Genomic DNA, 23368 nt, shown 5'->3' with positions numbered 1-23368 from the left:
GGGAGGCTTTCAGGCTCCCTCTGTGAGGGGGCTGTCGCCGCAGGCGACTGGGGGAGTTTCATTAAGTTCTATAATCGCCGTTGATCTTGACGTAATCGTAGGTCAGGTCGCAGCCCCAGGCTTTTGCGCTGGCGTCGCCCGTGCCCATATCCACCTTGACCAGCACATCGTGCTCGGCCAGCACCTTGGCAGCTTCTTCCTCGCTGTAGGGGTGGTAGGCGGCGTTCTCGCAGACATAGACCTCGCCTGCTTTGCTCGAAAGCCAGACGCAGACCTTATCGATGGAGAAATCGCCGGGGGTGTAGCCGATGGCGCAGAGGATGCGGCCCCAGTTGGCGTCACGGCCAAAGACCGCCGCCTTGAACAGGTTGGAGCAGACCACGCTGCGGGAAACGGCACGGGCTGTTTTGAGGTCGGGGGCGTGGGTCACTTCGCAGGTGATGAGGTGGGTCGCGCCCTCGCCGTCGCCTGCATGTTCGGCACACATGTGCTCCGCAATGGCGGTCAGGGCCGCCACAAAGGCGTCATAATCGGCGTTTTCCTCGGTGATCTCCGGGTTGCCCGCCAGACCGGAGGCCATGATGATCAGGGTGTCGTTGGTGGAAGTATCCAGATCCACGCTCATCTGGTTGTAAGTGCCCGGGACCACCGTCTTGAGGGCCTTTTCCAGCAGAGCGGGGGAGACGGCGGCATCCGTGGTGTAGAACGCCAGCATGGTGGCCATGTTGGGGGCGATCATGCCGCTGCCCTTGCCGATGGCACCCACGGTGCAGGTCTTGCCGCCCAGCTCGAACTGGATGGCGTACTCCTTTTTGTGGGTGTCGGTCGTCATGATGGCCGTTGCCGCGTCGGTGCTGCCCTGCTCGGTAGCGGCCAGCTTGGCGGCTGCCGCCGGGATGCCTCTGGCAAACGGGTCAATGACCATGGGCTGGCCGATGACGCCCGTGGAAGCCGGGAGCACGTCCTCGGCCGGGAGGTCCAGTGCCTTGCCCACCAGCTCACAGCACTCCTCGGCCAGGGCCACGCCGTTGGCGGCGCAGGTATTGGCGTTGCCGCTGTTGACGAGGATGGCCTGTGCATAGCCGTCTTTCAGGTGGGCGCGGTCCACCTTGATGGGAGCGCCGCAGACTTTATTGGTGGTGTAAACGCCCGCTGCCGCGCAGCGCACGTCCGCCTTAATGAGGGCCAGATCGTATTTCTCGGTGTGGCCCGCCCGGATGCCGCAGCAGACGCCTGCGGCTGCAAAACCCTTGGGCGCGCAGATGCCGCCCGCTACTTCCTTGTAACCCATTTTGTTTCCCCCTATTTTCGGAACATTACTCTAATCCAGCCACTTCATCCAGACCCAGCATCAGGTTCATGCACTGGATGGCAGCGCCCGAGGAACCCTTGCCGAGGTTATCGAACAGGGAGACCAGCATCATCTGGTCTCCCGCCGCGTTGACCGTCAGGTACAGCCCCATCCGGTCGCTGCCCGCCATGGCATTGGAGTACAGGCCGTTTTCCGGCAGGGTCTCATTGAGGCCGTGCACCTTGACCGTGGCACCGCCCTGATAGTACTCCGCCAGCCCTTTGGCCACGGCTTCGGCGGTGGTGCCTGCCAGCTTGAGGTCCAGCGGCACCAGCACCTGCATTCCGGAGTAATAATCGCACACGACCGGCACAAAGGCGGGCGTGCGGGCCAGGCCGCTGATCTTCTGCATTTCCGGCAGGTGCTTATGGCCCAGTGTCAGGCCGTAGCTCTTGGGTGCATCGATCTTGCTGTGGGCCGGGCGGTCCGGGCTTTCATACTCGGCGATCATCTTTTTGCCGCCGCCGGAGTAGCCCGAAATGCCCGTGCAGCTGAACGGATAATCCGCCGGGGCAAGGCCCAGCTCCACCAGAGGCCGGGCAATGCTGATGAAACCGCTGGCATAGCAGCCGGGCACAGCCACCCGGTAAGAATTTTGGATCTTCTCTTTCTGGCCGTTCAGCTCCGGGAAACCGTAATCCCAGGCCGGGTCGGTGCGGAACGCCGTAGAGGTATCCAGCACTTTCACATCCGGGCGGAGCAGAGGCATGACCTCTTTGGAAGCCGCGTCCGGCAGGCAGAGGAATGCCAGGTCGGCAGAATTGATGACCTTTGCCCGCTCGTTCACGTCCTTGCGGCCCTCGGCGGAGATGCTCAGCAGCTCGATCTCCGGCCGGGCGGCCAGACGGTCGGCGATGCGCAGGCCCGTGGTGCCTGAAGAGCCGTCAATAAATACTTTCACGCTCATGCGTTGTTCGCCTCCCATGCGGCCAGCTGGGCATTTGCCAGCTCGATCTGGTGGTTGACGCTGCCCTCGCTGGGGCCGCCGTAGCTGGTACGGCCCTCGCAGCACTTGATGAGGTCGATGGCGTCATAAATGTCGTTCTCAAACAGGGCGCTGTAACCCTTGAACTCGTCGAGGGTCAGCTCTTCCAGCGTCTGATCCTTGGCGATGCAGTCGGAGACCATGCAGCCCGTCAGCTTGTAAGCGTCACGGAACGGCATTCCCTTTTTGGTCAGGTAGTCGGCGCAGTCGGTGGCATTGATAAAGCCCTTGGCAGCGGCCCGGCGCATGTTGGCGGGCAGGGTCTTCATGGTGTCCAGCATGGGGGTCACCGTCTTGAGGCAGAGCTCCAGGGTATCCACCGCGTCAAAAACAGCCTCTTTGTCCTCCTGCATATCCTTGTTGTAGGCCAGCGGGATGCCTTTCATCATGACCAGCAGGGTGTTCAGATCGCCGTACACCCGGCCGGTCTTGCCGCGGATGAGCTCCGTGACGTCCGGGTTCTTCTTCTGGGGCATGATGGAGGAGCCTGTGGTAAAGGCGTCGTCCAGCTCAATGAACTTGAACTCCCAGCTGCACCAGAGGATGATCTCCTCGGACAGGCGGGAGAGGTGCATCATGCAGATGGAGATGGCGTTGGCCAGCTCGATGCAGAAATCACGGTCCGAAACGCCATCCAGGCTGTTGGGGCAGGGAGCTGCAAAGCCCAGCTTCTCGGCGGTGAACTGGCGGTCCAGCGGGTAGGTGGTGCCGGCCAGGGCGCCGGAACCCAGCGGGCACTGGGCGTTCATCCGGGCGGTGGCGTCCTCAAAGCGCTGCAGGTCCCGCAGGAGCATCCAGGCATAGGCCATCAGGCGTGGCCAAAGGTGATGGGCTGGGCCCGCTGCAGGTGGGTGTAGCCGGGCATGACGGCAGTGGTGTTCTCCGCCGCCTTTTTGCAGATGACCTTGACCAGCTCCACGATATAGCCCTGCAGCATGTGGCTGTAGTCCCGCAGGGTCAGGCGGATATCCAGCGCCACCTGGTCGTTCCGGCTGCGGCCCGTGTGCAGCCGCTTGCCGGCATCGCCGATGCGGGCGGTGAGGGTCTGTTCCACAAAGGTATGCACATCTTCGGCGTTGGGGTCGATCTCCAGCTTACCGGAAGCCAGATCGTCCGCAATGGAGGCCAGCCCGTTGAGGATGTCCTCACAGTCTTTCTCGGAGATGATGCCCTGCTTGGCCAGCATGGTGGCGTGCACGCCGCTGCCCCGCATATCCTGGGCGATCATCCGCTGATCAAAGCGGATGGAAGAGTTGAAATCGTTGACGCGAGAGTCCACCGCCTTGGAAAAGCGGCCTTTCCACAATTGTTCTGCCATAATGTTTTGTCCCTTCTGTACAAACCTCTCAGTCTCGCATTCGCTCGACAGCTCCCCTGTCAGGGGAGCCTTTGGCAAATAGGGAAAGCTTCAATCGACTGCCAAGGCCTCCCCTGCTAGGGGAGGTGGCATTGCGTCAGCAATGACGGAGAGGTTTTTCCTTATAAAACGGCAAAGCCGCCGCAGGGGAAAACGCTCCTGCGGCGGTGCCGCCGGCATCGAGCCGGTTGATGGAAACCTCAGTGTGAAAGTGTGAAAACACACGGAGGGGGAAGATTGGCCGGGTAAAATTACTTGATCTCGGGCCAGTTCTTGGAGAGCTTTGCGCGCTCCTTGATGGACAGGCCGAACAGGTTGATGAAGCCGGTAGCATCGGACTGGTCATAGTCCTTATCCACGCCGAACGAAGCAGTCTGCTCATCGTACAGGGTGAACGGAGAGGTGACGCCTGCGTTGATCATGTTGCCCTTGTAGAGCTTCAGCTTGACGTCGCCAGTGACGGTCTTCTCCAGGCTGTCGGCAAAGGCATCCAGAGCCTCACGCAGCGGGGTGAACCACTGGCCGTTGTAGACGATGTCGGCATACTTCTGGGCCAGCTGAGCCTTGAAGTGTGCGCTCTCCTTATCCAGCGTGATGGTCTCCAGCACGTTGATGGCCTTGTACAGGATGGCACCGCCGGGGGTCTCATAGACACCGCGGCTCTTCATGCCGACCAGACGGTTCTCCACGATGTCCAGCAGGCCGATGCCGTTCTCGCCGCCCACCTTGTTCAGGTACTCGACCAGCTCAACAGCGCCCATCTCCTTGCCGTCCACGGCAGTGGGGATGCCCTTTTCAAAGTGCAGGGTGATGTAGGTCGGGGTGTCGGGAGCCTGCTCGGGGCTGACACCCAGCTCCAGGAAGCCGGGCTTGTTGTACTGGGGCTCGTTGGCGGGGTTCTCCAGGTCCATGCCCTCGTGGCTCAGGTGCCACAGGTTCTTGTCCTTGGAGTAGTTGGTCTCACGGTTGATCTTCAGGGGGATATGATGAGCCTCGGCGTAGTCGATCTCCTCGTCACGGCTCTCGATATCCCACTCACGCCAGGGAGCAATGATGGCCATATCGGGGCAGAGGGCTTTCAGGGTCAGCTCAAAACGAACCTGATCGTTGCCCTTGCCGGTGCAGCCGTGGCAGATGGCGTCAGCACCCTCTTTGATGGCGATGTCGGCCAGAGCCTTGGCGATGCAGGGACGCGCGAAGCTGGTGCCCAGCAGGTAGTCCTCGTACTTTGCGCCAAACTTCAGGGTGGGGAAGATGTAATTCTCCACAAAGTCTTTCTTCAGGTCCAGAACGTACAGCTTGGAAGCACCCGTTGCCTTTGCCTTTTCTTCCAAGCCGTCCAGCTCGGTGCCCTGGCCCACATCGCCGGAAACAGCGATGACTTCGCAGTTGTTGTAGTTCTCTTTCAGCCAGGGAATGATGATGGAGGTATCGAGGCCACCGGAGTAGGCCAGAACAACTTTCTTGATGTCTTCCTTTTTCATGGTAATTGCTCCTTTGTTTTCACGTTTTACACTTTGTTTCGCGCGCCGGGCATCCCTCCCGGGCTTCTCGATCGCTCACTGTTCTTGAGTACGCTTTTATTATACGCCGTGCGGCTTTTCCGTCAATTCTCAAACCCGCCAAACCTTGGCCCCTTTTCCGGTGAGATTTGCGTCAGTTTGTATGTTTATTCAATATTTTATGTTTATATCCAAATTTTATGCAGTTCAAGCCTGTATATTTTCCCGTATTTTTTTAAAATTATACACGCAAAAGCGGCACCCGCTTCCACGGATGCCGCTGGTTTACCGCTTTGTTTCCGGGGCAAACGGGCAGCCCGCCGCGTTCCACGCCGTACAGAGCAGTTCTTTTTGTCCTTTGGGGAGTTTTTTCAGGGCGATCTCCCGGCGCAGGGCAGCGGATCTATCCGCGCAGCGCTCAAGGTACGCAAACCCCAGCGCCCCTTGTGCCCGGGTGTACTTGGCCCCCTTGCCGCTCTGGTGGGCCCGGAGCCGGGCGGCGGGGTCATTGGTCCAGCCCGTGTAGAGCTGCCCGCCCGCGCAGCGCACCATATAGACGAACGCGGGCTTTGGCCCGGATGCCGTCTCAGACGCGGCCATTGTTTTTCAGCACCTGGCGGCAGGCAGCAAGAGCCGTCTCCTTATCCTTGGCCGTAATGAGGAAGCGGCTGGCGTGGCAGAAGCTGATGCCCGGGATCCCGCTCTTCTGTTCAATGACCTCCTGCGGCTGGCCGCCCCAGGACTGAGGGAACGGGAGCTTGGGCTTTTTGGTCTTGTGGTCGGTCACGCACTGGGCGCTCCAGCCGCCCCGCTGGCTGGGGTAGACCACAAACAGGGCATCGGTCTTATACAGGCCGTTTTTCCAGGGCAGGTAGCAGGGCAGCACCACGATGCCATCCCGGGAGTTCTGGTAAGCCTGCTGGACTTTCTCATCGGCCCGGTTGACCGCATTGGCGCTGTCGATCTGGTGTTCCAAGATCTGCTTGGCCACGGCCACCGCCTTGAAGAAGCAGGCGTCTTGATCTTCCTTGGAGTCCCACACCGGGTTGAAGAAGCCGATGGCGTCGCACAGGCTGTTCTGCTCGCCGGTGTTGTCGTTCAGGTCCAGCGGCTGGATGAAGTTTTCGTCGATGAGCCGGGCCTGCCGCTCGCCCACCAGCCCCGGGCCAAGCACCCGCCACAGCAGGCCAAACGCCGCATAAGGCACACCGTTGGCGCGGTACTCCCGCGGCTCCTGGTGGTGGTCGAACATGCCAAAACCGATATCGTACACGATGCCGTCAAAATCGTCCGGCACCACAAAGCCGCGGGTGATTTTAATATCCGGGCGCAGGATCTGGAGCAGCGCCGTGGCAAACACGTCGTCCGCGTGGAACTTGCCGGCGTGCGTAAAGCCGTTTGCGGGAATTTTCATGGGTCGTTACCTCGTTCTTATTTGTTTGCAACCAGTATAACACATTCCGCGGCAGGGGACAATTAAAAAAGCAACCCTCCGCAAGCTTGACAGCCCCCCGGAGGATTGCTATAATACAAATAGAAAAGGCACTGCGACAAGCGGTTGGCCCAGGTTAGATTAGGATTCTACAAAGAGAACCGTCACCGGCCAGGGTGGCGGTTCTCGCTTTTTACCTTAATCGTAATAACACATCCGAACAGATGGAACGTTAAAGTAATCGGCATCAGTCTCACCCCCTTTGCGGGAGATGTGGCCAAACCGCCTGCCGTTGTTTGCAGTGCCCTGCCGCTTTTTGTCAAAACGGCAATTATAAGATATCATATTTTTTAACGCAAAACAAGCATTCACGTTAAAAACACAGCCGCTCTCCTTTCCAATCGGGAGAACGGCTGCATTATTTTACCGTATTGTTACTTTTTGCCTTTCCGGCTGGTCTTGGTCACGGCCTTGGTGGGCGTTTTGGTCACGGCTTTCGTGGGCTGGGTGGCGACGGCCTTGGTCGGCGTCTCTGTGACAGCCTTGGTCGGCTGGGTGGCAACGGCTTTTGTCGGGGTCTCGGTGACCGCCCTGGTGGGCACCTCTGCCACGGCTTTGGTCTTGGTTTCGGCCACGGCGGTGGTAGGCTTAATGGCAGGGGTCAGGTCGGGCTTCGGGGTGACAGCTTTGGTGGAAGCCGCGTCCGGCTCGCCCAGAGCCAGCACCTCGGTCAGCTCTTTCTGCACCTTGGCGTTGATGGGGTCGGTAACGGCCAGGACGTCGGAGTAGAACTGCTCCATCCCCTCGCGGGTGGAGAAGTTGGCCACATACATCTGGTTGCCCATGGCACCGGAGAGAGCGTCCGGGATACGATCCACCATCTTCATGTTCTTCTGGTACTTCTGCATGATCTGCTCATGGCTGTACACAAAGTGCTTGCCATCGCGGCGGCCCGCAAAGGCGCAGTAATAGTGCTCGCCCACGGGCATATCGGTGCCGCCAAAGGCGATCATGTCGGCCCAGATCTTATAGACGTTGGTGGAGCGGGCAAAGTCGATCATGTCCGGGGTAAAGCCGCCGCAGGGACGCATGTTGACTTCCAGCGCCACGATCTGGCCCTTTTTCCCCATGCTGGTCTGGTCTTCGGTCATCCGGAAGAACTCAAAGTGGACAAAGCGGCTCTTGACGCCAAAACTCTTGACAACGGCACGGCCAGCGGCGCGGGTGTCCTCGGGCAGGTCCTTGATGATGTAATAGATGGAGTTGTCGTTGTCGTTCACGATGTCCATGATGGACATGGGGCTGACATTGCCGGCCTCAAAGATGGGGTTGCCGCTGCCGTCGATGATGGCATCGTAGCTGTTGACCTCGGCGCGGACGAACTCCTCCATGATGTAGGAAACATCGGCGTGATTCTCCGCCTTGTAAGCCAGGAACTTTTTCAGCTCCTCCTCGCTGGAGAGCTTGTGGGTGTCGGAGGCCCCCACGCCGTTGTCCGGCTTGACCACAACGGGATAGCCCACTTCCTCGATGAACTTTTTGCAGCCCGCAAAATCGTCTACCATGTGGTAGCGGGCGGTGGCAATGCCCGCTTTCTGGTAGTATTCTTTCATCTTGCTCTTGTACTTGATGCGGGGCATATCCTCGGTCTGGAAGCCGGAGGTGATGTGGAAATCGGTGCGCAGGGCAGCGTCCCGCTCCAGCCAGTACTCGTTGTTGGATTCCAGCCAGTCGATGCGGCCGTACTTGAACGCAAAGAACGCCACCGCGCGGTAGACCTCATCATAATTTTCCAGGCTGCCGACTTTGTAGTACTCGTTCAGGCTCTCTTTCAGCTCCGGTTTCAGCTCGTCATAGGGCTGGTCGCCGATGCCCAGCACGTTCATCCCGTTGTTTTTCAGCTCCCGGCAGAACTGCCAGTAGTTGGTGGGGAAGTTGGGCGAAATGAAAATAAAGTTCTGCATGGTTTTTTCTTGATTCCTCTTTCCTCTGTATTCCTCTCTATAAAAGCGGCCTTGCCCTCTCCGTCACCTGCGGTGACACCTCTCCCAAAGGGAGAGGCAAGAAGCGCCTGTGCTTCTGAGTGGACAAAATCTGTGCGCAAACGCTCTCACTCTCCCAGCACATACGGCATGTAATAGGCCGCCTGCTTATACCACCAATCCCAGTCGTGCTTGACGTCGTGGCCCCACAGGTCCACCCAGACGGGGATGTGCTTGGCCTCAAAAATGCGCTTGAGATACCAGGTGGTGTCCGGCTGCTCCCAGGCGCCCTGGCCGCAGCAGATGACCGCTTTCTGGCTGCGGAACAGCTGCATGTAGGGGTGGTCCTCCGGGAAGTTGGCCATGTAATCCACGGGGGAGTTCATGTAGACCAGCTCGTCCATGTAATTGCCAAAGCCGTAAGCCGCCGTGTAGATGCCGCTGAGGGCCAGACAGCCGCAGAAGATGTCCGGGCGGCGGAGATACAGGTTGACGGCGTGGGTAGCGCCCAGGCTGCAGCCAAAGGCGATGACGCCGGGGTTGCCGTCCCAGCCGTTCCGCTCCCGGGCGATCTGCTGGAGCTTGGGCACGGCTTCCTCCACGATGTAGTGGAGCCACTGCTCATAGCGGCGGATCCGCCAGTAGGGGTTGCCGTTGGGGTCCGACCAAGTCTCTTTGTCCAGCGTGTCAATGGAGAGGACCATCACCTTGCCCGCATCGATCCAGGGCGCAAGGGTATCGGCCATGTGAAAATCCTCAAAGTCAAAGAAGCGGCCATCCTGGCAGGGGATGTAGAGGATGGGGCGGCCTGCATGGCCGTACACCTTGCACTCCATCTCCCGGCCCAGGGCGGGACTGTAATCCTTAAAATACTGCATTTCCATCGCGGATACCTCCTTTTGTGCCCTCTCCGTCTGTTTCGCAGACAGTTCTCCCAGAGGGAGAGCCAAGGGCATCTGTCTTATTCAAGCCCATACATCAGGGTATGGAACACAAACGGCAGCTGCTTTTCCCAGCTGGCTTCGCTGTGGGTGCCGCCGGGCACCACCCGGGCGGTCAGGTTGATGCCACGGGCAAAAATTTTACCGCACATCTCGCCAAAGCCTTTCCGCATCCCCTCGTGGTTGCCCATCTCCTTGGAGCCGTAGTCCATGTAGAGGACGGTGCCCGACGCCAGCTTTGTGCGGGCGGTCAGGTTCATGAGGGCCGCCGGGCCACCCAGAGGGAGGGCGAGAGTGCCGCTGCCCGGCCGAACACATCGTTGTAGGCCAGCAGGGCGTACAGGCTCATCAGGCCGCCCATGGAGCTGCCCCCGATGAACGTGTGAGCCCGGTCGGGCAGGGTGCGGTACTGGCTGTCGATGGATGGTTTGAACTCGTGGGCGAACCAGTTGAGGGTGTCCTTGCCTTTGCCGTCAAAGTGGCCGTAGTTGGGGTCGTCAAAACGGTAGGGGGAATACTCCACCAGCCGCTCGTTGTTGGGGCCCGCATTGCACTCAATGGCCGCCACGATCACCGGGGTGTCGGTGTAGTCCAGATAATCGGCCATCCCCCAGCTCTTGCCATAGGTGGCGTCGCTGTCAAAAAACACGTTCTGGCCGTCGAACATATAGAGCACCGGATACCGGCGGTCCGGGTCTGCCTCATACATGGTGGGCAGATATACATAAGCGCGCCGCTCCTCCTCGCCGTTGACGGCCGGGTAGCGCACAGTCCACTTTTTGATCATCGTTCCAAAATCCCTCTCGTTCCCTCAATTTCTTGTTCTGAGATTAGTTTAACACCGTAAAGCAGGAATTGCAATAAAAAGCATCCGGATACGGCAAACGCCGCCGGGGTCCTGTCCTGGCGGCGTTTACAAAAATTCTGAACAGAAGAATTCTGGAAAGCGGCTTAGTATTTCTTCTCCACCGGAACGATCCAGCCCTTGGTATCGGGGATCTTGCCCCACTGCATCCCGGTCATGGTGTCGTACAGCTTCTGGGTGACAGGGCCGATCTTACCGTCGCCGATGTAAGCGTGCTCGCCTTTCCAGACCAGCTCCTTGACGGGGGAGACGACAGCGGCGGTGCCGGTGCCGAAGACCTCTTCCAGCTTGCCGTCACGGGCAGCCTGCATGATGTCAGCGATGGCCAGCTTGCCCTCGATGACCTCATAGCCCCAGTCTTTCAGCAGCTCAATGCAGCTGCGGCGGGTGACGCCGGGCAGAACGGTGCCGACGGTAGCGGCGGTGTAGACCTTGCCGCCGATCTTGAACATAATGTTCATGCTGCCGACTTCCTCGACGTACTTCTTCTCCACGCCGTCCAGCCACAGCACCTGTGCGTAGCCCTGCTCCTCAGCCAGCTCGCCGGCCTTGATGGAAGCAGCGTAGTTGCCGCCGCACTTGGTAAAACCGGTCAGGCCGGGAGCGGCACGGATGTACTCGTCTTCGACGTAGATACGGACGGGGTTGATGCCCTCAGCGTAGTAAGCGCCCGACGGTGCGCAGATGATGCAGAAGATGTAGTGCTTGGAAGCGTGCACGCCCAGGCCCACGTCGTTCGCAAAGATGAACGGGCGGATGTACAGGGAAGCGCCATCGCTGTGGGGGACCCAGTCGCGGTCCACATCCACCAGAGCCTCAACGGCCTGAATGTAGTCCTCTACCGGGATCTTGGGGATGCACAGACGGTCGGCAGAATCCTGAAAACGCTTGGCGTTGCACTCGGGGCGGAACAGCTGCACGGTGTCGTCCGCGGTGCGGTAGGCTTTCATGCCCTCAAAGATCTCCTGCGCATAGTGGAACACGACGGTAGCCGGGTCCAGCGAGAACGGCGCGTAGGGGACGATGCGGGCGTCATGCCAGCCTTCGCCCTCCGTATAATCCATCACGAACATATGGTCAGTGAACTTTTTGCCAAAGCCCAGCTTGCTCTCGTCCTGCGGCTTCTCCTTGGGAGAAGTGGTGCGGGTGATCTTGATATCCAACATGATAATTTTCCCTCTTTTCTGATCTCACACAGCCAACGCGGGCAGCACGCCCCGCGCCAAAAATGCCGAATGTTGTTTTCTATTATAGTATGCTGAATCATTTTTTCAAGGAATCAAAAAATCTTTCATCTTTGAGGCGTGTAAGTTGTGGTAAAGTATGATAGAATAAAGCGTGGAGCATACAAAAGAAAGGACTTTTTTATGATAAACGGCGTGATTTTTGATATGGACGGCACCATGTTCGACACCGAGCGGATGTGGGCCACATTCTGGGACCCGGCCCTCAAGGCGCTGGGCCTGTCCTACAAAGAGGGCCTGGCCGAGGCCGCCCGGGGCACGGCGGGCGAGACCACCCGCAACGTGGTGCGGAGCTTTTACGGCCCGGACTGCGATGCCGATGGCATCGTGGAGAGTCTGCACCGGGTAGCGGATGAAGTCTTCCTCTCCGCCCCTGTCCCCAAAAAGCCGGGGCTGGACGCCCTGCTGGCCTGGCTAGACGAGCAGCGCCTCCCCATGGCCGTGGCTTCCTCCAGCCGGGAGGCCATGATCCGCAACAATCTGGACCAGTGGGGGATGACCCATTACTTCAAGGCTATCGTCTCGGGCCAGCATGTGGCTCACTCCAAGCCGGACCCGGAGATCTTCCTCCTGACCGCGGAAAAGCTGGGCGTGGAGCCCGCCCGCTGCCTGGTGCTGGAAGACAGCTACAACGGCGTCCGGGCCGGTGCCCGGGGTGGTTTCATCACCGTCATGGTGCCCGACCTCGTCCCCGCCGACGACGAGATGCGGAGCTTGTACACCATGGAGTGCGCCTCGCTGGACGAGGTGCTGGAGAAGCTGAAAAACGATCAGCTGTAAAACAAAAAGCGCTGTTGCAACACACAACAGCGCTTTTTGCTTTTCTTTATAGGGATAGAGAGCCTCAGCTTACAGCTCAGCGGTAGCCTCGATCTCGCACAGGACATTCTTGGGCAGGGTCTTGACGGCCACGCAGCTGCGGGCGGGCTTGGAGGTGAAGTACTTTGCGTACACCTCGTTGAAAGCAGCAAAATCGCCCATGTCCGCCAGGAAGCAGGTGGTCTTGACGACCTTGTCAAAGCTGCTGCCGGCAGCCTCGAGGATGGCGCCAACGTTCTTGCAGCTCTGCTCAGCCTGAGCAGCGATGCCCTCGCCGACGGAGCCGTCAGCGGGGTTCACCGGGATCTGACCGGAGGTAATGACCAGGTTGCCGACCACAAAACCCTGAGAGTAGGGGCCGATTGCGCCGGGAGCTTTTTCCGTGTTGATAACTTTCATGATGCTTCTCCTTTTTTCTTCTTTCTTATCGTTTGGGAGCTGTCTGCCGCGGACAACGCCGCCGCAACTTGTTACCCCCTATAACAAGCAGTCTACACCTCCGCGCCCCGCATGTCAACGGTTTTGGGGGATTCCGCGCCGTGCTGGTGTGTTTTTTTGATTCTCTTATTTATAATGTAGGCGGTCGGAGGTCACTCCTCTTTTTTGGCTTTGGCTGCACCGGATTTCTTCTGCATTCTCCACAATGTCGTCCGTCCGAGACCCAGCTTATCGGCAATGGTGTTGTCGTTGTACTTGAGCAGCCGCTTCATCTCCGCAACGCCCTCCACAATGGCCTCCGGGGTGCTGCCGGTGGGGTCCTGCAGGGCAGGGTATTCCTGCCGCAGCTGTTCCAGAAGCTCGTCCTCGCCAATGGCCTTGATGAGGAGCTGCCGCTTGACGCCGGGGGAGGGGTTCATGGCCTGCCGGTAGAGGTAGACATACCGCTTGACCACCGCCGAAAGGGTGATAATACGATATTTCCAACCCGTAGAGAAGTCTTGCGAACGTCACCTCATTACAAATCCGCCCCAATACGCTCGTTTTGTGATTTTGAACAAAGAGCCTCCTCCAAAAACCATCAAAAAGTAGAATTGCACAAAACCTCTTTACAAAGTTGTCGAGTTTTGCTATAGTTCACTTAGCGAACAACCGAACAGTTGAGTTGATATTTTCCCGCTGGCCATCAATATTGGTAAGAAGAGGCAGCTGCGTTTAAGCTGTCCTTGACGATAGAAAAAAGGAGGCAATTCTATGAAGATCACAAAGGTCGAGGTGTTCCGCCTGCCGACTGCAAACAGCAAGCAGAACAGCCCCATCGGATGCCGGATCCATACAGACGTTGGCATCTGCGGCGACGGTGAAGCCGGCATGGCCTACGGCGTTGGTGGTTCCGGCGCGTTTGGCATGGTCTGCGATCTGGCAGAGCTGATCATCGGTATGGATCCGCTTCGCACCGAGTTCATCTGGGAGACCATGTACAAGCGGACGTTCTGGGGCCAGAACGGCGGCCCGGTCGTCTTCTCGGGCATCGCAGCCATCGACGTGGCACTGTGGGACATCAAGGGCAAATACTTCAATGTTCCCTGCTACCAGCTGCTGGGCGGCAAAGTCCGCGATAAGCTCCGCACCTACGCAAGCCAGCTGCAGTTCGGCTGGGGCCAGGTGGGCGTTTCCGAGCATCTGTGGGCCGTCACGCCGGAAGATTATGCACACAACGTCAAGCTGGCGCTGGCCGAGGGCTTTGACGCCATCAAGATCGACTTCTTCGACCGTGATGAAGAGGGCAAGCCCCTCAACTTCCTGGACACCACCGGCCTGCTGACACCCAAGCAGCTGAAGATGGTGGAGTCCCGCATGAAAGCAGCCCGTGAGGCCGCCGGGGATGATGTGGACATCATCATGGAGAACCACTCTTATCCCGATGCACTGGGCGCTGTCCAGCTGGCAAAACTGGCCGAGAAATACCACATCATGGCCTTTGAGGAGCCCAACACTCCCACCACCCAGACAGTGGAATACATTGCCAAGTACAGCTCCGTGCCCATCGCAAACGGCGAGCGCCTGTACTCCCGCTGGCAGTACGCAGAGTACTTCAAGAAGAACCTGCTCCAGCTGGCTCAGCCCGATATCGGCAACTGCGGCGGCATCACCGAGGTCAAGAAGATCTCCGATATGGCACACGCCTATGATGTGGGCATCCAGGTCCATTGCGCAGGCAGCCCGCTGACCACCAATGCAGCCCTGCAGCTGGAGTGCACGCTGCCCAACTTCCTGATCCACGAGCATCACACCTGCAACCGCATGGATACCTCGGTCGGCCTGACCAAATACAACCTGCAGCCGGAGAACGGCTACTTCACCGTTCCCGATCTGCCCGGCATCGGCAATGAGTTCCTGCAGGAAGCCATTGACCGCGCTACCCTGTACAAAGTGATCGAGTGAGTGATCTTTCATCGATACAGATCAAGGAAAAGGAGATATTACCATGGCGATTCATGTTGTAAAAGAACCTGTCCCAAAACCAGGTACCCTTGGCAAAACTGAACTTTACGCACTGGCAATCGGCCAGGTCATCGGCGCGGGCGTTATCACTCTGATCGTCCCTGCCATCAAAATGACTGGTTACTCCGCATGGCTGGCATATTTCGTGGCGATCCTGATGGGCTTCGTCATGATCCTGCCGTTCGTCTTCATCTCTTCCACTCTCCGCCTGGGCGGCGGCAACTATTCCATGTTGTGCGACCTGTCCAGTCCGCGGACATCCGGCGTTTTCGCCTACATGTACCTTACCCAGTGTCTGTCGCTGTCCCTGTTCGGTGCTTCGGCAGCTGCTTACTTGGGCGACATCATCCCGGCGCTGAACTCCCACTGGGCAAAAGTCGTTGTCGGCGTCGTCCTGCTGACGTTCTTCTATGTTGTCAACCTGATGGGCGTTGATATCATGGCAAAAGCACAAAAAATGATGACCTGGCTTCTGATTGCAGCCTCATCCTCTTTGCGATCGTCGGTATCTTCAAGATGAAGCTGCCCATCTTCGATTTCAGCGACCCCAACTTTGCCATCAATGGCTGGGGCATCACCTTCAACAACGGCCAGATCAGCGGCGGCTTCCTCGGTGCAGTCCTGCTGTTCGTCTACTCCACCCAGGGCTACTACATGACCACCGCTTATGGCCGTGACTCCAAGAACGCCCGCAAGGATATCCCGTTCGTCCTGCTGCTCTGCGTGCCCACCCTTTGCATCCTGTATGTTGGCGTTGCATGGCAGGCGTTGGTGTCATGAGCGTGGAAGAGTACGGCAACTCCACCACCCTGGTGTTTGCAGCACAGCGCATCTTCCCCACCTGGCTGTTCTACTTCTTCATCATCGGCGGCCCCATCATGGCTCTGCTTTCCACCCTGAACTCCAGCTTTGCCTACAACTCCATCACCATCGGTCAGTCCTGTGATGACGGCTGGCTGCCCAAGAGCTTCGGCAAGAAAAACAAGAGCGGTGCCCGCCCCTACATCCTGACCTTCATGTATGTCGTCGGCATCATCCCCATCGTCTTCGGTCTGTCCATCACCACCATCACCAATATGGTGCAGCTGATCACCTCTGCATTCGCCATCCTGAATTTCACAGCTGAGATCAAGATGCCCAAGAAGTATCCGGAAGCCTGGAAGAAGTCCCGTTATCATGTGCCGGATGGCCTGTACTACACCATCTGCTGCGTTTCTCTGGCCCTGTTCCTGGTCGTTCTGTGGAAGAGCCTGCTCTCCATGAACATCGGTCTGGCAGCGATCAATGTCGTGGTCATCGTCATCGCCGGCCTCATCGGCTTCTGGCGCTCCAAGACGGGCAACATCGAGATCCACACCTCTGTGTGGGCTGAGGATTATCAGGAGACTTCAAACACCTGATCGTTCCCTGACACAGTTTCTCCTTTTACATTTTGCAATTTTCCCATCATACCAATCTTCCCTAGTAGCTTATCCGCACCCTCCCATTCAACAGGGTGCGGATAAGGGAGGGGAGGAACTTTCTCTGGAATCCTTTCGGAGGCCGACTCCGATCGAATAAAGAAACAACAATTTGAAATGGAGGTTCCACGTATGAAAATCACGAGCGTCGAATGTTATCTCGGCACTGGTGCCATTGGCGGTTTCGTCACCATGAAGATCAACACCGATTCCGGCATTTATGGCTGGGGTGAAGCAGGTCTGGCTTATGGCAAATCTGCAGAAGCCGCTTTTGGTCAGTGCCAGGACTTTGGCAAGCTGATCATCGGTATGGATTCGTTCAACACCGAGGAGATCTGGGAGCACCTGCACCGTCATACGTTCTGGGGTATGGGCGGCGGCGTCGTTATTACCTCCGCCATGGCTGCGATCGATATCGCCTGCTGGGATATCAAGGGTAAGGCTCTCGGTGTTCCCGTTTACAAGCTGCTGGGCGGCAAGACCAACGATAAGCTCCGCGCTTATGCTTCTCAGCTGCAGTTCGGCTGGCGCAAAGACATCGAGGCACGTGACGGTCTGACCCTGCTGTATGATCCCAAGGATTACTACCGTGTCGTCAAAGAAGCGGTTGACGAGGGCTACGACGCTGTCAAGATCGACCCCGTCTTTGCTCCCACCGAGCCCGCCGATATGGCCGATGTCATGGCAACCCAGGGCACTCAGATCCGCGGCTGCTACCGCGAGCATGACCTGAAGCGCTCGGTCGAGCGTATCGCTGCTGCCCGTGAGGCTGGCGGCCCCGATATGGACATCATCGTTGAGATCCATTCTCTGCTGGATGCCAACACCTCCGCTGAGCTGGGCAAGGCTCTGGAGCCCTACCGCATCATGTACTACGAAGAGCCCACCATGCCCTGCAACGCCGATATGTTCAAGCACATCAAAGAAAAATCCGGCCTGCCGCTGGCAACGGGCGAGCGCAGCTACACCCGCTGGGGCTTCCGTCAGTTCTTTGAGGACCGCACCCTGAATGTGATCCAGCCCGACCTGGCAAACACGGGCGGCATCACCGAGACCAAGAAGATCTGCGATATGGCTCAGGTCTACGACATCGGTGTTCAGATCCATGTCTGCGGCGGCCCCATCGCAACGGCAGCAGCCCTGCAGCTGGAAGCTACCATCCCCAACTTCGTCATCCACGAAGAGCACAACGCCAACCTGACCAGCGCATTCGTCAAGGGCGGCAAGTATTACTACGCTCCCAAGGACGGTTACTACACCGTGCCTGAGCTGCCCGGCATCGGCCAGGAGATGAGCGACTTCTACATTGCCAACGCAAAGAAAGTTGTTATCGAGTAATAAATGATCGAATGATCGGTTTTCACCGTCATCCACCATTTGGGAAGGAGCAATTTTTATGAAGATCACAAGTGTTGAATGCTATCTTGGCAAATTCATTACCATCAAGATCAACACCGACGAAGGTATTTATGGCTGGGGCGAAGCAGGTCTGGCTTACGGCAACAGCTTTGAGGCAGCATTCGGCCAGTGCCAGGATTTTGCCAAACTGATCATCGGCATGGACCCGTTTGACACCGAGAAGATCTGGGAGCACCTGCATCGCCACACGTTCTGGGGCATGGGCGGCGGCGTTGTCATCACCTCCGCTATGGCAGCCATCGACACCGCCTGCTGGGATATCAAGGGCAAGGCTCTGGGCGTTCCCGTCTACAAGCTGCTGGGCGGCAAGACCAACCCGAAGCTCCGCGCTTATGCTTCTCAGCTGCAGTTCGGCTGGAGCGACCTGATCCAGGTCAAGAACAAGGGCGCCGGCCTGGGCCTGCTGTTCGACCCGAAAGATTACTATGAAGTGACCAAGAACGCTGTCCGCGACGGCTATGATGCCATCAAGGTCGATCCCGTCTTTGCCGCTACCGACCCCAACACTCCGCTGGAGAAGATCTGGGGCAGCCAGGGCACTCAGATCCGCGGCTGCTACCGTCAGCACGACCTGCAGCGCTCGGTCGAGCGTATCGCTGCCTGCCGTGAGGCTGGCGGTCCGGACCTGGACATCATCGTAGAGATCCACTCTCTGCTGGATGCCAACACCGCTGCTGAGCTGGGCAAGGCTCTGGAGCCTCTGCACATCATGTACTTCGAGGAGCCCACCAGCCCCGAGAATCCCAGCAACTTCCGCCACATCAAGCAGAAGTGCAACCTGCCTCTGGCAACAGGCGAGCGCAGCTACACCCGCTGGGGCTTCCGTCAGTTCTTCGAGGACCGCACCCTGTCCGTGATCCAGCCCGACCTGTGCAACACCGGCGGCATCACCGAGACCAAGAAGATCTGCGATATGGCTCAGGTCTATGACATGGGCGTCCAGATCCACGTCTGCGGCGGCCCCATCGCAACCGCAGCCGCTCTGCAGGTGGAAGCAGCCATCCCCAACTTCACCATCCACGAAGAGCACAACGCAAACCTGCTGGACATCTTCATCAAGGCAGGCAAGTACTACTACAAGCCCGAGAACGGCTACTACACCGTTCCCGATCTGCCGGGCATCGGCCAGGAAATGACCGACGAGTTCCTGGCAACCTGCCGCAAGGTCGTCATTGGAGGCTAAACCCGTCTCCAATGCCCCAACGCAAAGATAAAATACAGATCCACCAAGTCCGTCATGGATCATAACCTCTAAACAATAGAAAATGCTGCACAGGGCGTTGCCTTGTGCAGCATTTTTTATTTATGAAAAAACTGTTCATTTTACAAATTTCACTTTAAATTCTTAGCTTGACGTCCACCCCCAAAAAACTTATACTTAGATTGTGAATGGAAAAAGTTGCATCTATAAGATTCAGCAATTAGTTTCGGGAATTATTTCGCCTGAGGAATATGGTTTTGGATTCTTTGGGATATAAAACGCGAAGCGGAAATGGAGAATAATCATGGCATTACAGAAACTCCGCAGCCCAAAGATCCGGCGGCTGTCCGTGGTGGACCAGGTCAGCGACTCTATCAAGCAGAGCCTGCTGGACCAGGTCTGGAAAGAGGGAGACAAGCTTCCGTCCGAAGGAGAACTTGCGGAATATTATGGCGTCAACCGCCTAAGTGTGCGGATGGCCTTGCAAAAACTCAGCACGCTGGGCCTCATTGAGACGCGCGTGGGCGAAGGCTCCTTTGTAGCTCACTTTTCCGTCCAGCCCATTTTCAGTGAATTGGCTCCTCTGTACGACAACAAGGAAGGCCGCCGGGATGTGGAGCAGCTGCGCAACCTGCTGGAAGGGGAGTGCACCAACATTGCCATCATTTCTTCCACGGAGGAGGACCGCCAGAAGCTGAAAGATCGTCTGGATGAATACAACCGCCTGGAAGCGATCTATAACAACGACATTGAAAACCAACAGAAGCTCCATGATATGGTCCAGGCCGACTTTGCGTTCCATTATGAGATCATCTGCATGAGCCACAACAAGCTTTATATGGATATTTACATGATGGTGCAGCAGCTCATTTCCTCCCACATCCGGCACCTGATTTATACCCGTGTTCATCGCCGTAAGGCGGCCGGGCTTTCACTGGGAAGTGTGGGTACAATGACGGAAGCTTCTCATGAGGCAATCTACCAGAGCATCATCAATGGTGATGCAGAAGCGGCTCGCAGCGCACGGGAACAGATCCTCGGCATCGTTCCTGCCCACGGTTTGGATTACTTTGAGGACTATGTAGACCCGAAAGATATTCATCTGTAAAAATGTTCTCAGTCCCATACTGCGCTAGTGCGCTGATATAGTGTTCAATACAGTTCTTCCATGCTCATTCCTCCCCGGCGGTATCCTCTGTGGGCACATACTCCAGCAGATCACCCGGCTGGCAGTCCAGTACAGTGCATATTTTGTCCAGCACTCCAATGGGAAGTTGCTTAACGCTTCCTACACAGATTGCCGAGATTGTAGGTGCTCGAATTTTTGTAACCTCAGCGAGTTCTTTTTGAGTCATATCCTTGTCGGCCAACATTGCTTTAAGATGATATCGAATAGCCATTTTTTCACCTCGTTCCTTGCTTTCATATCACTACGATATTCGTTCGCGGTCAATACGATTATCGAAATTTTTCACAGCAAATTACGCAAAACGTATTGACGAATCACGCAACTCGTAATGCAAGAAAGACACAGCAAGGGAAGCGTGACCGGAGGGCAAGGGGCGAAAGATGTACCGGGAGCGCAAGAGCAGAACGCCAGCTAAGACAGTAACCCACTTCCTGAAAGCTGTAGACGAGTACGGCAACACCCCCGCACAGCGGGCAGAACTGGACTGGCTGCTCTACAACAAGCCCTTGGAGTATGCACAGCTTGTGCTGGGTGGAGGGATTGAGCATTACCTATCACTGGGATGTGACCACGGCAGACTGGAAGATTGACTTTTTGAAAAGCCGTTGCCATTTGAGTACCAATCGAATATACTATAAACAGGAGAGCGGACGTCACTCCGCCGGTGTGGCTGACACCTAAAATCCGATCTGATGCAGGACATAGGAGCCTGAGGTTGGCGGACAACGATAAAATCAGTCACAAGGGACATCGGGCAGCACCACGGTGTTGTAGGTGTCCCTTTTATGTTATTTGCTATTCAGTTTACTGCCGAATGACAAAAAACACCCGCCCACCGATGGAGCTGAATCTCCACGGTGAGCGGGCATTTTGCGTTTTGGTTTGATTCGGGTGAATCTATTCGGCTTGTGGGTTCTCGCTTAACCCACGGTTTGGCTCCACAACAGGCTGATGCCGAACCAGTCCACTGCTTCATCGCCACCGATAGCTGGTCAACGCCGCTATCCTCTAAAGGTATTATATACCATTCGTGTGGCATTGCAAGGCAAAACTGGTTTACATACAATAAGACCCTTGATACATCTGGCTTATACTGGATGGAGAGATAGCGTGTTATTTTTCACTCAGCTGTGGCTATGGTATCATTTAAAAGACCAGCCCCATCCTCCGAGAGAAAAACGGAAGACAGGCTGATTCTTTAAGGAGAAATACTGTTTAGAGATTGCGTGGCAAGCGAAACAAAGTGTGAGGCAGACAATCAGGTAGGAGGTTTGGGTTTAGGTATCATTAGAAGGGATCAAAAGCAAGCAGGAAGTTACTTTACCGCGATGGCTTCAATCTCACACAGCACGTTCTTGGGGAGAGCTTTTACAGCAACACAACTGCGGGCGGGCTTGGACGTAAAATAATTCGCATAAATCTCGTTGAAAGCTGCAAAATCGCCCATATCTGCGAGGAAGCATGTCGTCTTGAGTACCTTGGTAAAATCGGTACCCGCTGCTTCGAGGATGGCACCAACATTCTTGCAGCTCTGCTCAGCCTGTGCAGCAATGCCTTCCGGCACTGTGCCATCTGCAGGGTTTACCGGAATCTGACCGGAAGTAATAACAAAGCCATTGGCTTCATAAGCCTGAGAATAGGGGCCAATGGCACCGGGTGCATTCTTGGTATCAATCACATTCATGAGTAAAAGCCTCCAATCAAAAGAGTTAACCGATGGGGTAGAACACACAGCCCAGCCCCACGGTGACGATCAGGCCTGCAAAAGAGAGCAGAGCCGTCAGGATGAAAATATAGCGGTACCATTCTTTTGCACTGAATCTACAGGTATCGGAAATGGTGATAAGGATTCCGTTGTGGGACAGGCAGTTGTATCCAGCCGTTGCAATGGCTACGACCACGTGGTGCAAAATTTCCGGCTGTACCCGTCTGTTTAGTGTTTGTTGTGGGCATTGATGGTATCCCGCATCCGCTCCAGACCGGTCTTAAGAATGGAGCGCGGCATTGCCAAATTCAGGCGGATATAACCCGCTGCATTGCCCACGAAGAGGCTGTTGCCGCCTTCCAGCAGAACGCCTGCCTTATTGGCAAAGAAGTCCGGCAGATCTTCCACATCAGGCAGGCACTTGGACAGATCCACCCAAGCCAGATAAGTAGCCTCCGGGATGTACATGACAGCATCCGGCAGGTTCTTGTCAAAGAAGTCCTTTACGAATGCAAAGTTTGCATCCAGATACTGTTTCAGTTCTTCATGCCATGCACCGCCTTTGTCGTAGGCCGCCTTGGCAGCGGTCAGAGACATGGGGTTGACCATGCCGAACAGCTTATCGCGTTCTTTGAAGCGCTCCCGGAGAACCGGATCGCGGATGATGATATTGGAGAAGGCCAGTCCTGCCAGATTGAATGTCTTGGAGGGAGCCATGCAGGTGATGAGCTTGGGGTAACTTGTCATGACTTTTGCCATAGGGATGTGCTTTCTGCCGCACCGGATCAGGTCGCAGTGGATCTCATCGGAGACAATCCAGAGATTGTACTTTTCCACGATGCCTGCAATACGGCGCAGCTCCTCTTCCGTCCACATCCGGCCCGTGGGGTTCTGGGGGTTGCACCAGAACACCATCTTGCACTGGGGATTTGCACATTGCTGCTCAAAGTTCTCATAGTCCAGCTCAAAGGTGCCGTCGGGCTTCTTTTTCAGGGGAGACTGCAGCACGTCCACTCCAGCATACTCCGCAGAGTGGAGGAAATAACCGTAGGCCGGAGTATTCATCAACACCTTCTCGTCCTTGTTGCAGAGTGTTTCCGTCAACTGATACAGTGCCGGAATGATGCCCGGGGTAAAGCAGAGCTCTTCTTCCGGGAAGCTCCAGTCATAGTGTTCCTTGCACCACTTGCTGAACGAGTTGTAATAATCGTGGGTATACACGCCCGTGTACCCAAAGATGCGGCGGTCAATGCGCTTGCGCAGCTCATCCAGGATTTCCGGGGCAACACCAAATTCCATGTCTGCCACCCACATACGGACAAACTCATCATCCTTGTAAGGAAAGACCTTTTCCGGGCCTGAATGGAAGATATAGCCACGGAAACCGTCAGTGTTCAGGGCGTTCGTGCCTTTACGATCAATAATTTCATCAAAGTTATACATCAGAATGCCTCCATGCTAGTATACTCTTTTT

The 23368-nt window shown here is 56.7% G+C and carries 25 protein-coding genes and 1 pseudogene; 9 read left to right on the top strand and 17 right to left on the bottom strand.

Annotated elements, in window-relative coordinates; translation table 11 throughout:
- Positions 1–61: 61 nt before the first annotated feature.
- From argJ to DXA70_RS02195, 11 genes and pseudogenes are all read right to left on the bottom strand, one after another.
- Positions 62–1291 (bottom strand): bifunctional glutamate N-acetyltransferase/amino-acid acetyltransferase ArgJ, encoded by a 1230-nt coding sequence (gene argJ / locus DXA70_RS02240; RefSeq protein ID WP_112148480.1) that lies wholly within the window; start codon positions 1289–1291, stop codon positions 62–64.
- A gap of 25 nt (positions 1292–1316) precedes the next feature.
- Positions 1317–2258: an N-acetyl-gamma-glutamyl-phosphate reductase gene (gene argC, locus DXA70_RS02235; RefSeq protein ID WP_128117491.1), complete on the bottom strand. Its 942-nt coding sequence runs from the start codon at positions 2256–2258 to the stop codon at positions 1317–1319.
- Positions 2255–3654, bottom strand: a pseudogene (gene argH, locus DXA70_RS02230) (argininosuccinate lyase). Before argH ends, argC begins: the two are co-directional and overlap by 4 nt.
- A gap of 290 nt (positions 3655–3944) precedes the next feature.
- Positions 3945–5177, bottom strand: coding sequence for an argininosuccinate synthase (locus DXA70_RS02225; protein ID WP_128117490.1), 1233 nt, complete (start codon positions 5175–5177; stop codon positions 3945–3947).
- Between the two features lie 303 nt (positions 5178–5480).
- Positions 5481–5795 carry a GIY-YIG nuclease family protein gene (locus DXA70_RS02220; RefSeq protein ID WP_022256572.1) on the bottom strand — a complete coding sequence of 105 codons (315 nt, stop codon included), beginning with the start codon at positions 5793–5795 and terminating at the stop codon, positions 5481–5483.
- Positions 5782–6609, bottom strand: coding sequence for an MYG1 family protein (locus DXA70_RS02215; protein ID WP_128117489.1), 828 nt, complete (start codon positions 6607–6609; stop codon positions 5782–5784). Before DXA70_RS02215 ends, DXA70_RS02220 begins: the two co-directional genes overlap by 14 nt.
- A 452-nt stretch (positions 6610–7061) precedes the next feature.
- Complete coding sequence (locus DXA70_RS02210; protein WP_243000986.1) at positions 7062–8591, bottom strand: ATP-grasp domain-containing protein; 1530 nt, start codon at positions 8589–8591, stop codon at positions 7062–7064.
- A 146-nt stretch (positions 8592–8737) separates the two neighbouring features.
- Entirely contained in the window at positions 8738–9493 is a 756-nt protein-coding gene (locus DXA70_RS02205) for an alpha/beta hydrolase-fold protein (protein ID WP_128117488.1), read from the bottom strand.
- A 77-nt stretch (positions 9494–9570) separates the two neighbouring features.
- Positions 9571–9810, bottom strand: coding sequence for a hypothetical protein (locus DXA70_RS13995; RefSeq protein WP_243000984.1), 240 nt, complete (start codon positions 9808–9810; stop codon positions 9571–9573).
- The gene (locus DXA70_RS02200; protein WP_243000983.1) at positions 9807–10337 is read right to left on the bottom strand and encodes an alpha/beta hydrolase-fold protein; all 531 of its coding nucleotides are present in this window, start codon (positions 10335–10337) and stop codon (positions 9807–9809) included. Before DXA70_RS02200 ends, DXA70_RS13995 begins: the two co-directional genes overlap by 4 nt.
- A gap of 164 nt (positions 10338–10501) precedes the next feature.
- A complete protein-coding gene (locus DXA70_RS02195; protein ID WP_128117487.1) occupies positions 10502–11581 on the bottom strand; it encodes a branched-chain amino acid aminotransferase in 1080 nt (359 codons plus the stop codon).
- 201 nt (positions 11582–11782) lie between these two features.
- Between DXA70_RS02195 and DXA70_RS02190 the strand changes: the two genes are divergently transcribed.
- Complete coding sequence (locus tag DXA70_RS02190) at positions 11783–12439, top strand: HAD family phosphatase (protein WP_128117486.1); 657 nt, start codon at positions 11783–11785, stop codon at positions 12437–12439.
- A gap of 69 nt (positions 12440–12508) precedes the next feature.
- Here the strand turns inward: DXA70_RS02190 and DXA70_RS02185 are convergent, their stop codons facing one another.
- Both DXA70_RS02185 and DXA70_RS02180 read right to left on the bottom strand, forming a co-directional pair.
- Positions 12509–12877 carry a RidA family protein gene (locus DXA70_RS02185; protein WP_022256564.1) on the bottom strand — a complete coding sequence of 123 codons (369 nt, stop codon included), beginning with the start codon at positions 12875–12877 and terminating at the stop codon, positions 12509–12511.
- Positions 12878–13068: 191 nt separating this feature from the next.
- Positions 13069–13371 (bottom strand): hypothetical protein, encoded by a 303-nt coding sequence (locus tag DXA70_RS02180; protein WP_128117485.1) that lies wholly within the window; start codon positions 13369–13371, stop codon positions 13069–13071.
- A gap of 298 nt (positions 13372–13669) precedes the next feature.
- Between DXA70_RS02180 and DXA70_RS02175 the strand changes: the two genes are divergently transcribed.
- From DXA70_RS02175 to DXA70_RS02155, 7 genes are all read left to right on the top strand, one after another.
- Positions 13670–14860: a mandelate racemase/muconate lactonizing enzyme family protein gene (locus tag DXA70_RS02175; protein WP_128117484.1), complete on the top strand. Its 1191-nt coding sequence runs from the start codon at positions 13670–13672 to the stop codon at positions 14858–14860.
- Positions 14861–14903: 43 nt separating this feature from the next.
- Complete coding sequence (locus DXA70_RS13990; protein ID WP_278321302.1) at positions 14904–15440, top strand: amino acid permease; 537 nt, start codon at positions 14904–14906, stop codon at positions 15438–15440.
- Positions 15437–15700 carry a hypothetical protein gene (locus DXA70_RS15010; protein ID WP_278321301.1) on the top strand — a complete coding sequence of 88 codons (264 nt, stop codon included), beginning with the start codon at positions 15437–15439 and terminating at the stop codon, positions 15698–15700. The genes DXA70_RS13990 and DXA70_RS15010 overlap by 4 nt, the downstream gene beginning before the upstream one ends.
- Complete coding sequence (locus DXA70_RS13985) at positions 15679–16320, top strand: hypothetical protein (protein WP_243000982.1); 642 nt, start codon at positions 15679–15681, stop codon at positions 16318–16320. The genes DXA70_RS15010 and DXA70_RS13985 overlap by 22 nt, the downstream gene beginning before the upstream one ends.
- 192 nt (positions 16321–16512) lie before the next feature.
- A complete protein-coding gene (locus DXA70_RS02165) occupies positions 16513–17718 on the top strand; it encodes a mandelate racemase/muconate lactonizing enzyme family protein (RefSeq protein WP_128117483.1) in 1206 nt (401 codons plus the stop codon).
- A 58-nt stretch (positions 17719–17776) separates the two neighbouring features.
- Positions 17777–18982, top strand: coding sequence for a mandelate racemase/muconate lactonizing enzyme family protein (locus tag DXA70_RS02160; RefSeq protein WP_128117482.1), 1206 nt, complete (start codon positions 17777–17779; stop codon positions 18980–18982).
- Between the two features lie 322 nt (positions 18983–19304).
- Entirely contained in the window at positions 19305–20108 is an 804-nt protein-coding gene (locus DXA70_RS02155; RefSeq protein ID WP_128117481.1) for a GntR family transcriptional regulator, read from the top strand.
- Positions 20109–20172: 64 nt separating this feature from the next.
- Here DXA70_RS02155 and DXA70_RS02150 read toward each other — a convergent pair whose 3' ends face one another.
- Positions 20173–20400 carry a helix-turn-helix transcriptional regulator gene (locus DXA70_RS02150; RefSeq protein ID WP_128117480.1) on the bottom strand — a complete coding sequence of 76 codons (228 nt, stop codon included), beginning with the start codon at positions 20398–20400 and terminating at the stop codon, positions 20173–20175.
- Positions 20401–20569: 169 nt separating this feature from the next.
- On the opposite strand from DXA70_RS02150, the gene DXA70_RS02145 reads away from it, so the two are divergent.
- On the top strand, positions 20570–20779 hold the full coding sequence (locus tag DXA70_RS02145; protein WP_128117479.1) for a DUF6061 family protein: 210 nt from the start codon (positions 20570–20572) through the stop codon (positions 20777–20779).
- 725 nt (positions 20780–21504) lie between these two features.
- Here the strand turns inward: DXA70_RS02145 and DXA70_RS02140 are convergent.
- The 3 genes from DXA70_RS02140 to DXA70_RS02130 are packed head-to-tail and all read right to left on the bottom strand — an operon-like array spanning position 21505 to position 23337.
- Positions 21505–21873, bottom strand: coding sequence for a RidA family protein (locus tag DXA70_RS02140; RefSeq protein ID WP_128117478.1), 369 nt, complete (start codon positions 21871–21873; stop codon positions 21505–21507).
- Between the two features lie 25 nt (positions 21874–21898).
- Positions 21899–22090 carry a hypothetical protein gene (locus DXA70_RS02135; RefSeq protein ID WP_128117477.1) on the bottom strand — a complete coding sequence of 64 codons (192 nt, stop codon included), beginning with the start codon at positions 22088–22090 and terminating at the stop codon, positions 21899–21901.
- Positions 22091–22122: 32 nt separating this feature from the next.
- Positions 22123–23337 (bottom strand): aminotransferase class I/II-fold pyridoxal phosphate-dependent enzyme, encoded by a 1215-nt coding sequence (locus DXA70_RS02130; RefSeq protein WP_128117476.1) that lies wholly within the window; start codon positions 23335–23337, stop codon positions 22123–22125.
- Between the last annotated feature and the right edge of the window lie 31 nt (positions 23338–23368).

The organism is Faecalibacterium sp. OF04-11AC, from assembly GCF_003460645.1.
Taxonomy (GTDB): domain Bacteria; phylum Bacillota; class Clostridia; order Oscillospirales; family Ruminococcaceae; genus Faecalibacterium; species Faecalibacterium prausnitzii_I.
The sequence above is the reverse complement of the archived record's forward strand: the minus strand, read 5'-3'. Positions and strand labels throughout refer to the sequence as shown.

Coding starts and splice junctions, on each gene's coding strand:
- argJ (WP_112148480.1), bottom strand. CDS start 1,291: ATGGGTTACAAGGAAGTAGCGGGCGGCATCTGCGCGCCCAAGGGTTTT.
- argC (WP_128117491.1), bottom strand. CDS start 2,258: ATGAGCGTGAAAGTATTTATTGACGGCTCTTCAGGCACCACGGGCCTG.
- DXA70_RS02225 (WP_128117490.1), bottom strand. CDS start 5,177: ATGAAAAAGGAAGACATCAAGAAAGTTGTTCTGGCCTACTCCGGTGGC.
- DXA70_RS02220 (WP_022256572.1), bottom strand. CDS start 5,795: ATGGCCGCGTCTGAGACGGCATCCGGGCCAAAGCCCGCGTTCGTCTAT.
- DXA70_RS02215 (WP_128117489.1), bottom strand. CDS start 6,609: ATGAAAATTCCCGCAAACGGCTTTACGCACGCCGGCAAGTTCCACGCG.
- DXA70_RS02210 (WP_243000986.1), bottom strand. CDS start 8,591: ATGCAGAACTTTATTTTCATTTCGCCCAACTTCCCCACCAACTACTGG.
- DXA70_RS02205 (WP_128117488.1), bottom strand. CDS start 9,493: ATGGAAATGCAGTATTTTAAGGATTACAGTCCCGCCCTGGGCCGGGAG.
- DXA70_RS13995 (WP_243000984.1), bottom strand. CDS start 9,810: ATGAACCTGACCGCCCGCACAAAGCTGGCGTCGGGCACCGTCCTCTAC.
- DXA70_RS02200 (WP_243000983.1), bottom strand. CDS start 10,337: ATGATCAAAAAGTGGACTGTGCGCTACCCGGCCGTCAACGGCGAGGAG.
- DXA70_RS02195 (WP_128117487.1), bottom strand. CDS start 11,581: ATGTTGGATATCAAGATCACCCGCACCACTTCTCCCAAGGAGAAGCCG.
- DXA70_RS02190 (WP_128117486.1), top strand. CDS start 11,783: ATGATAAACGGCGTGATTTTTGATATGGACGGCACCATGTTCGACACC.
- DXA70_RS02185 (WP_022256564.1), bottom strand. CDS start 12,877: ATGAAAGTTATCAACACGGAAAAAGCTCCCGGCGCAATCGGCCCCTAC.
- DXA70_RS02175 (WP_128117484.1), top strand. CDS start 13,670: ATGAAGATCACAAAGGTCGAGGTGTTCCGCCTGCCGACTGCAAACAGC.
- DXA70_RS13990 (WP_278321302.1), top strand. CDS start 14,904: ATGGCGATTCATGTTGTAAAAGAACCTGTCCCAAAACCAGGTACCCTT.
- DXA70_RS15010 (WP_278321301.1), top strand. CDS start 15,437: ATGAAGCTGCCCATCTTCGATTTCAGCGACCCCAACTTTGCCATCAAT.
- DXA70_RS13985 (WP_243000982.1), top strand. CDS start 15,679: ATGGCAGGCGTTGGTGTCATGAGCGTGGAAGAGTACGGCAACTCCACC.
- DXA70_RS02165 (WP_128117483.1), top strand. CDS start 16,513: ATGAAAATCACGAGCGTCGAATGTTATCTCGGCACTGGTGCCATTGGC.
- DXA70_RS02160 (WP_128117482.1), top strand. CDS start 17,777: ATGAAGATCACAAGTGTTGAATGCTATCTTGGCAAATTCATTACCATC.
- DXA70_RS02155 (WP_128117481.1), top strand. CDS start 19,305: ATGGCATTACAGAAACTCCGCAGCCCAAAGATCCGGCGGCTGTCCGTG.
- DXA70_RS02150 (WP_128117480.1), bottom strand. CDS start 20,400: ATGGCTATTCGATATCATCTTAAAGCAATGTTGGCCGACAAGGATATG.
- DXA70_RS02145 (WP_128117479.1), top strand. CDS start 20,570: ATGTACCGGGAGCGCAAGAGCAGAACGCCAGCTAAGACAGTAACCCAC.
- DXA70_RS02140 (WP_128117478.1), bottom strand. CDS start 21,873: ATGAATGTGATTGATACCAAGAATGCACCCGGTGCCATTGGCCCCTAT.
- DXA70_RS02130 (WP_128117476.1), bottom strand. CDS start 23,337: ATGTATAACTTTGATGAAATTATTGATCGTAAAGGCACGAACGCCCTG.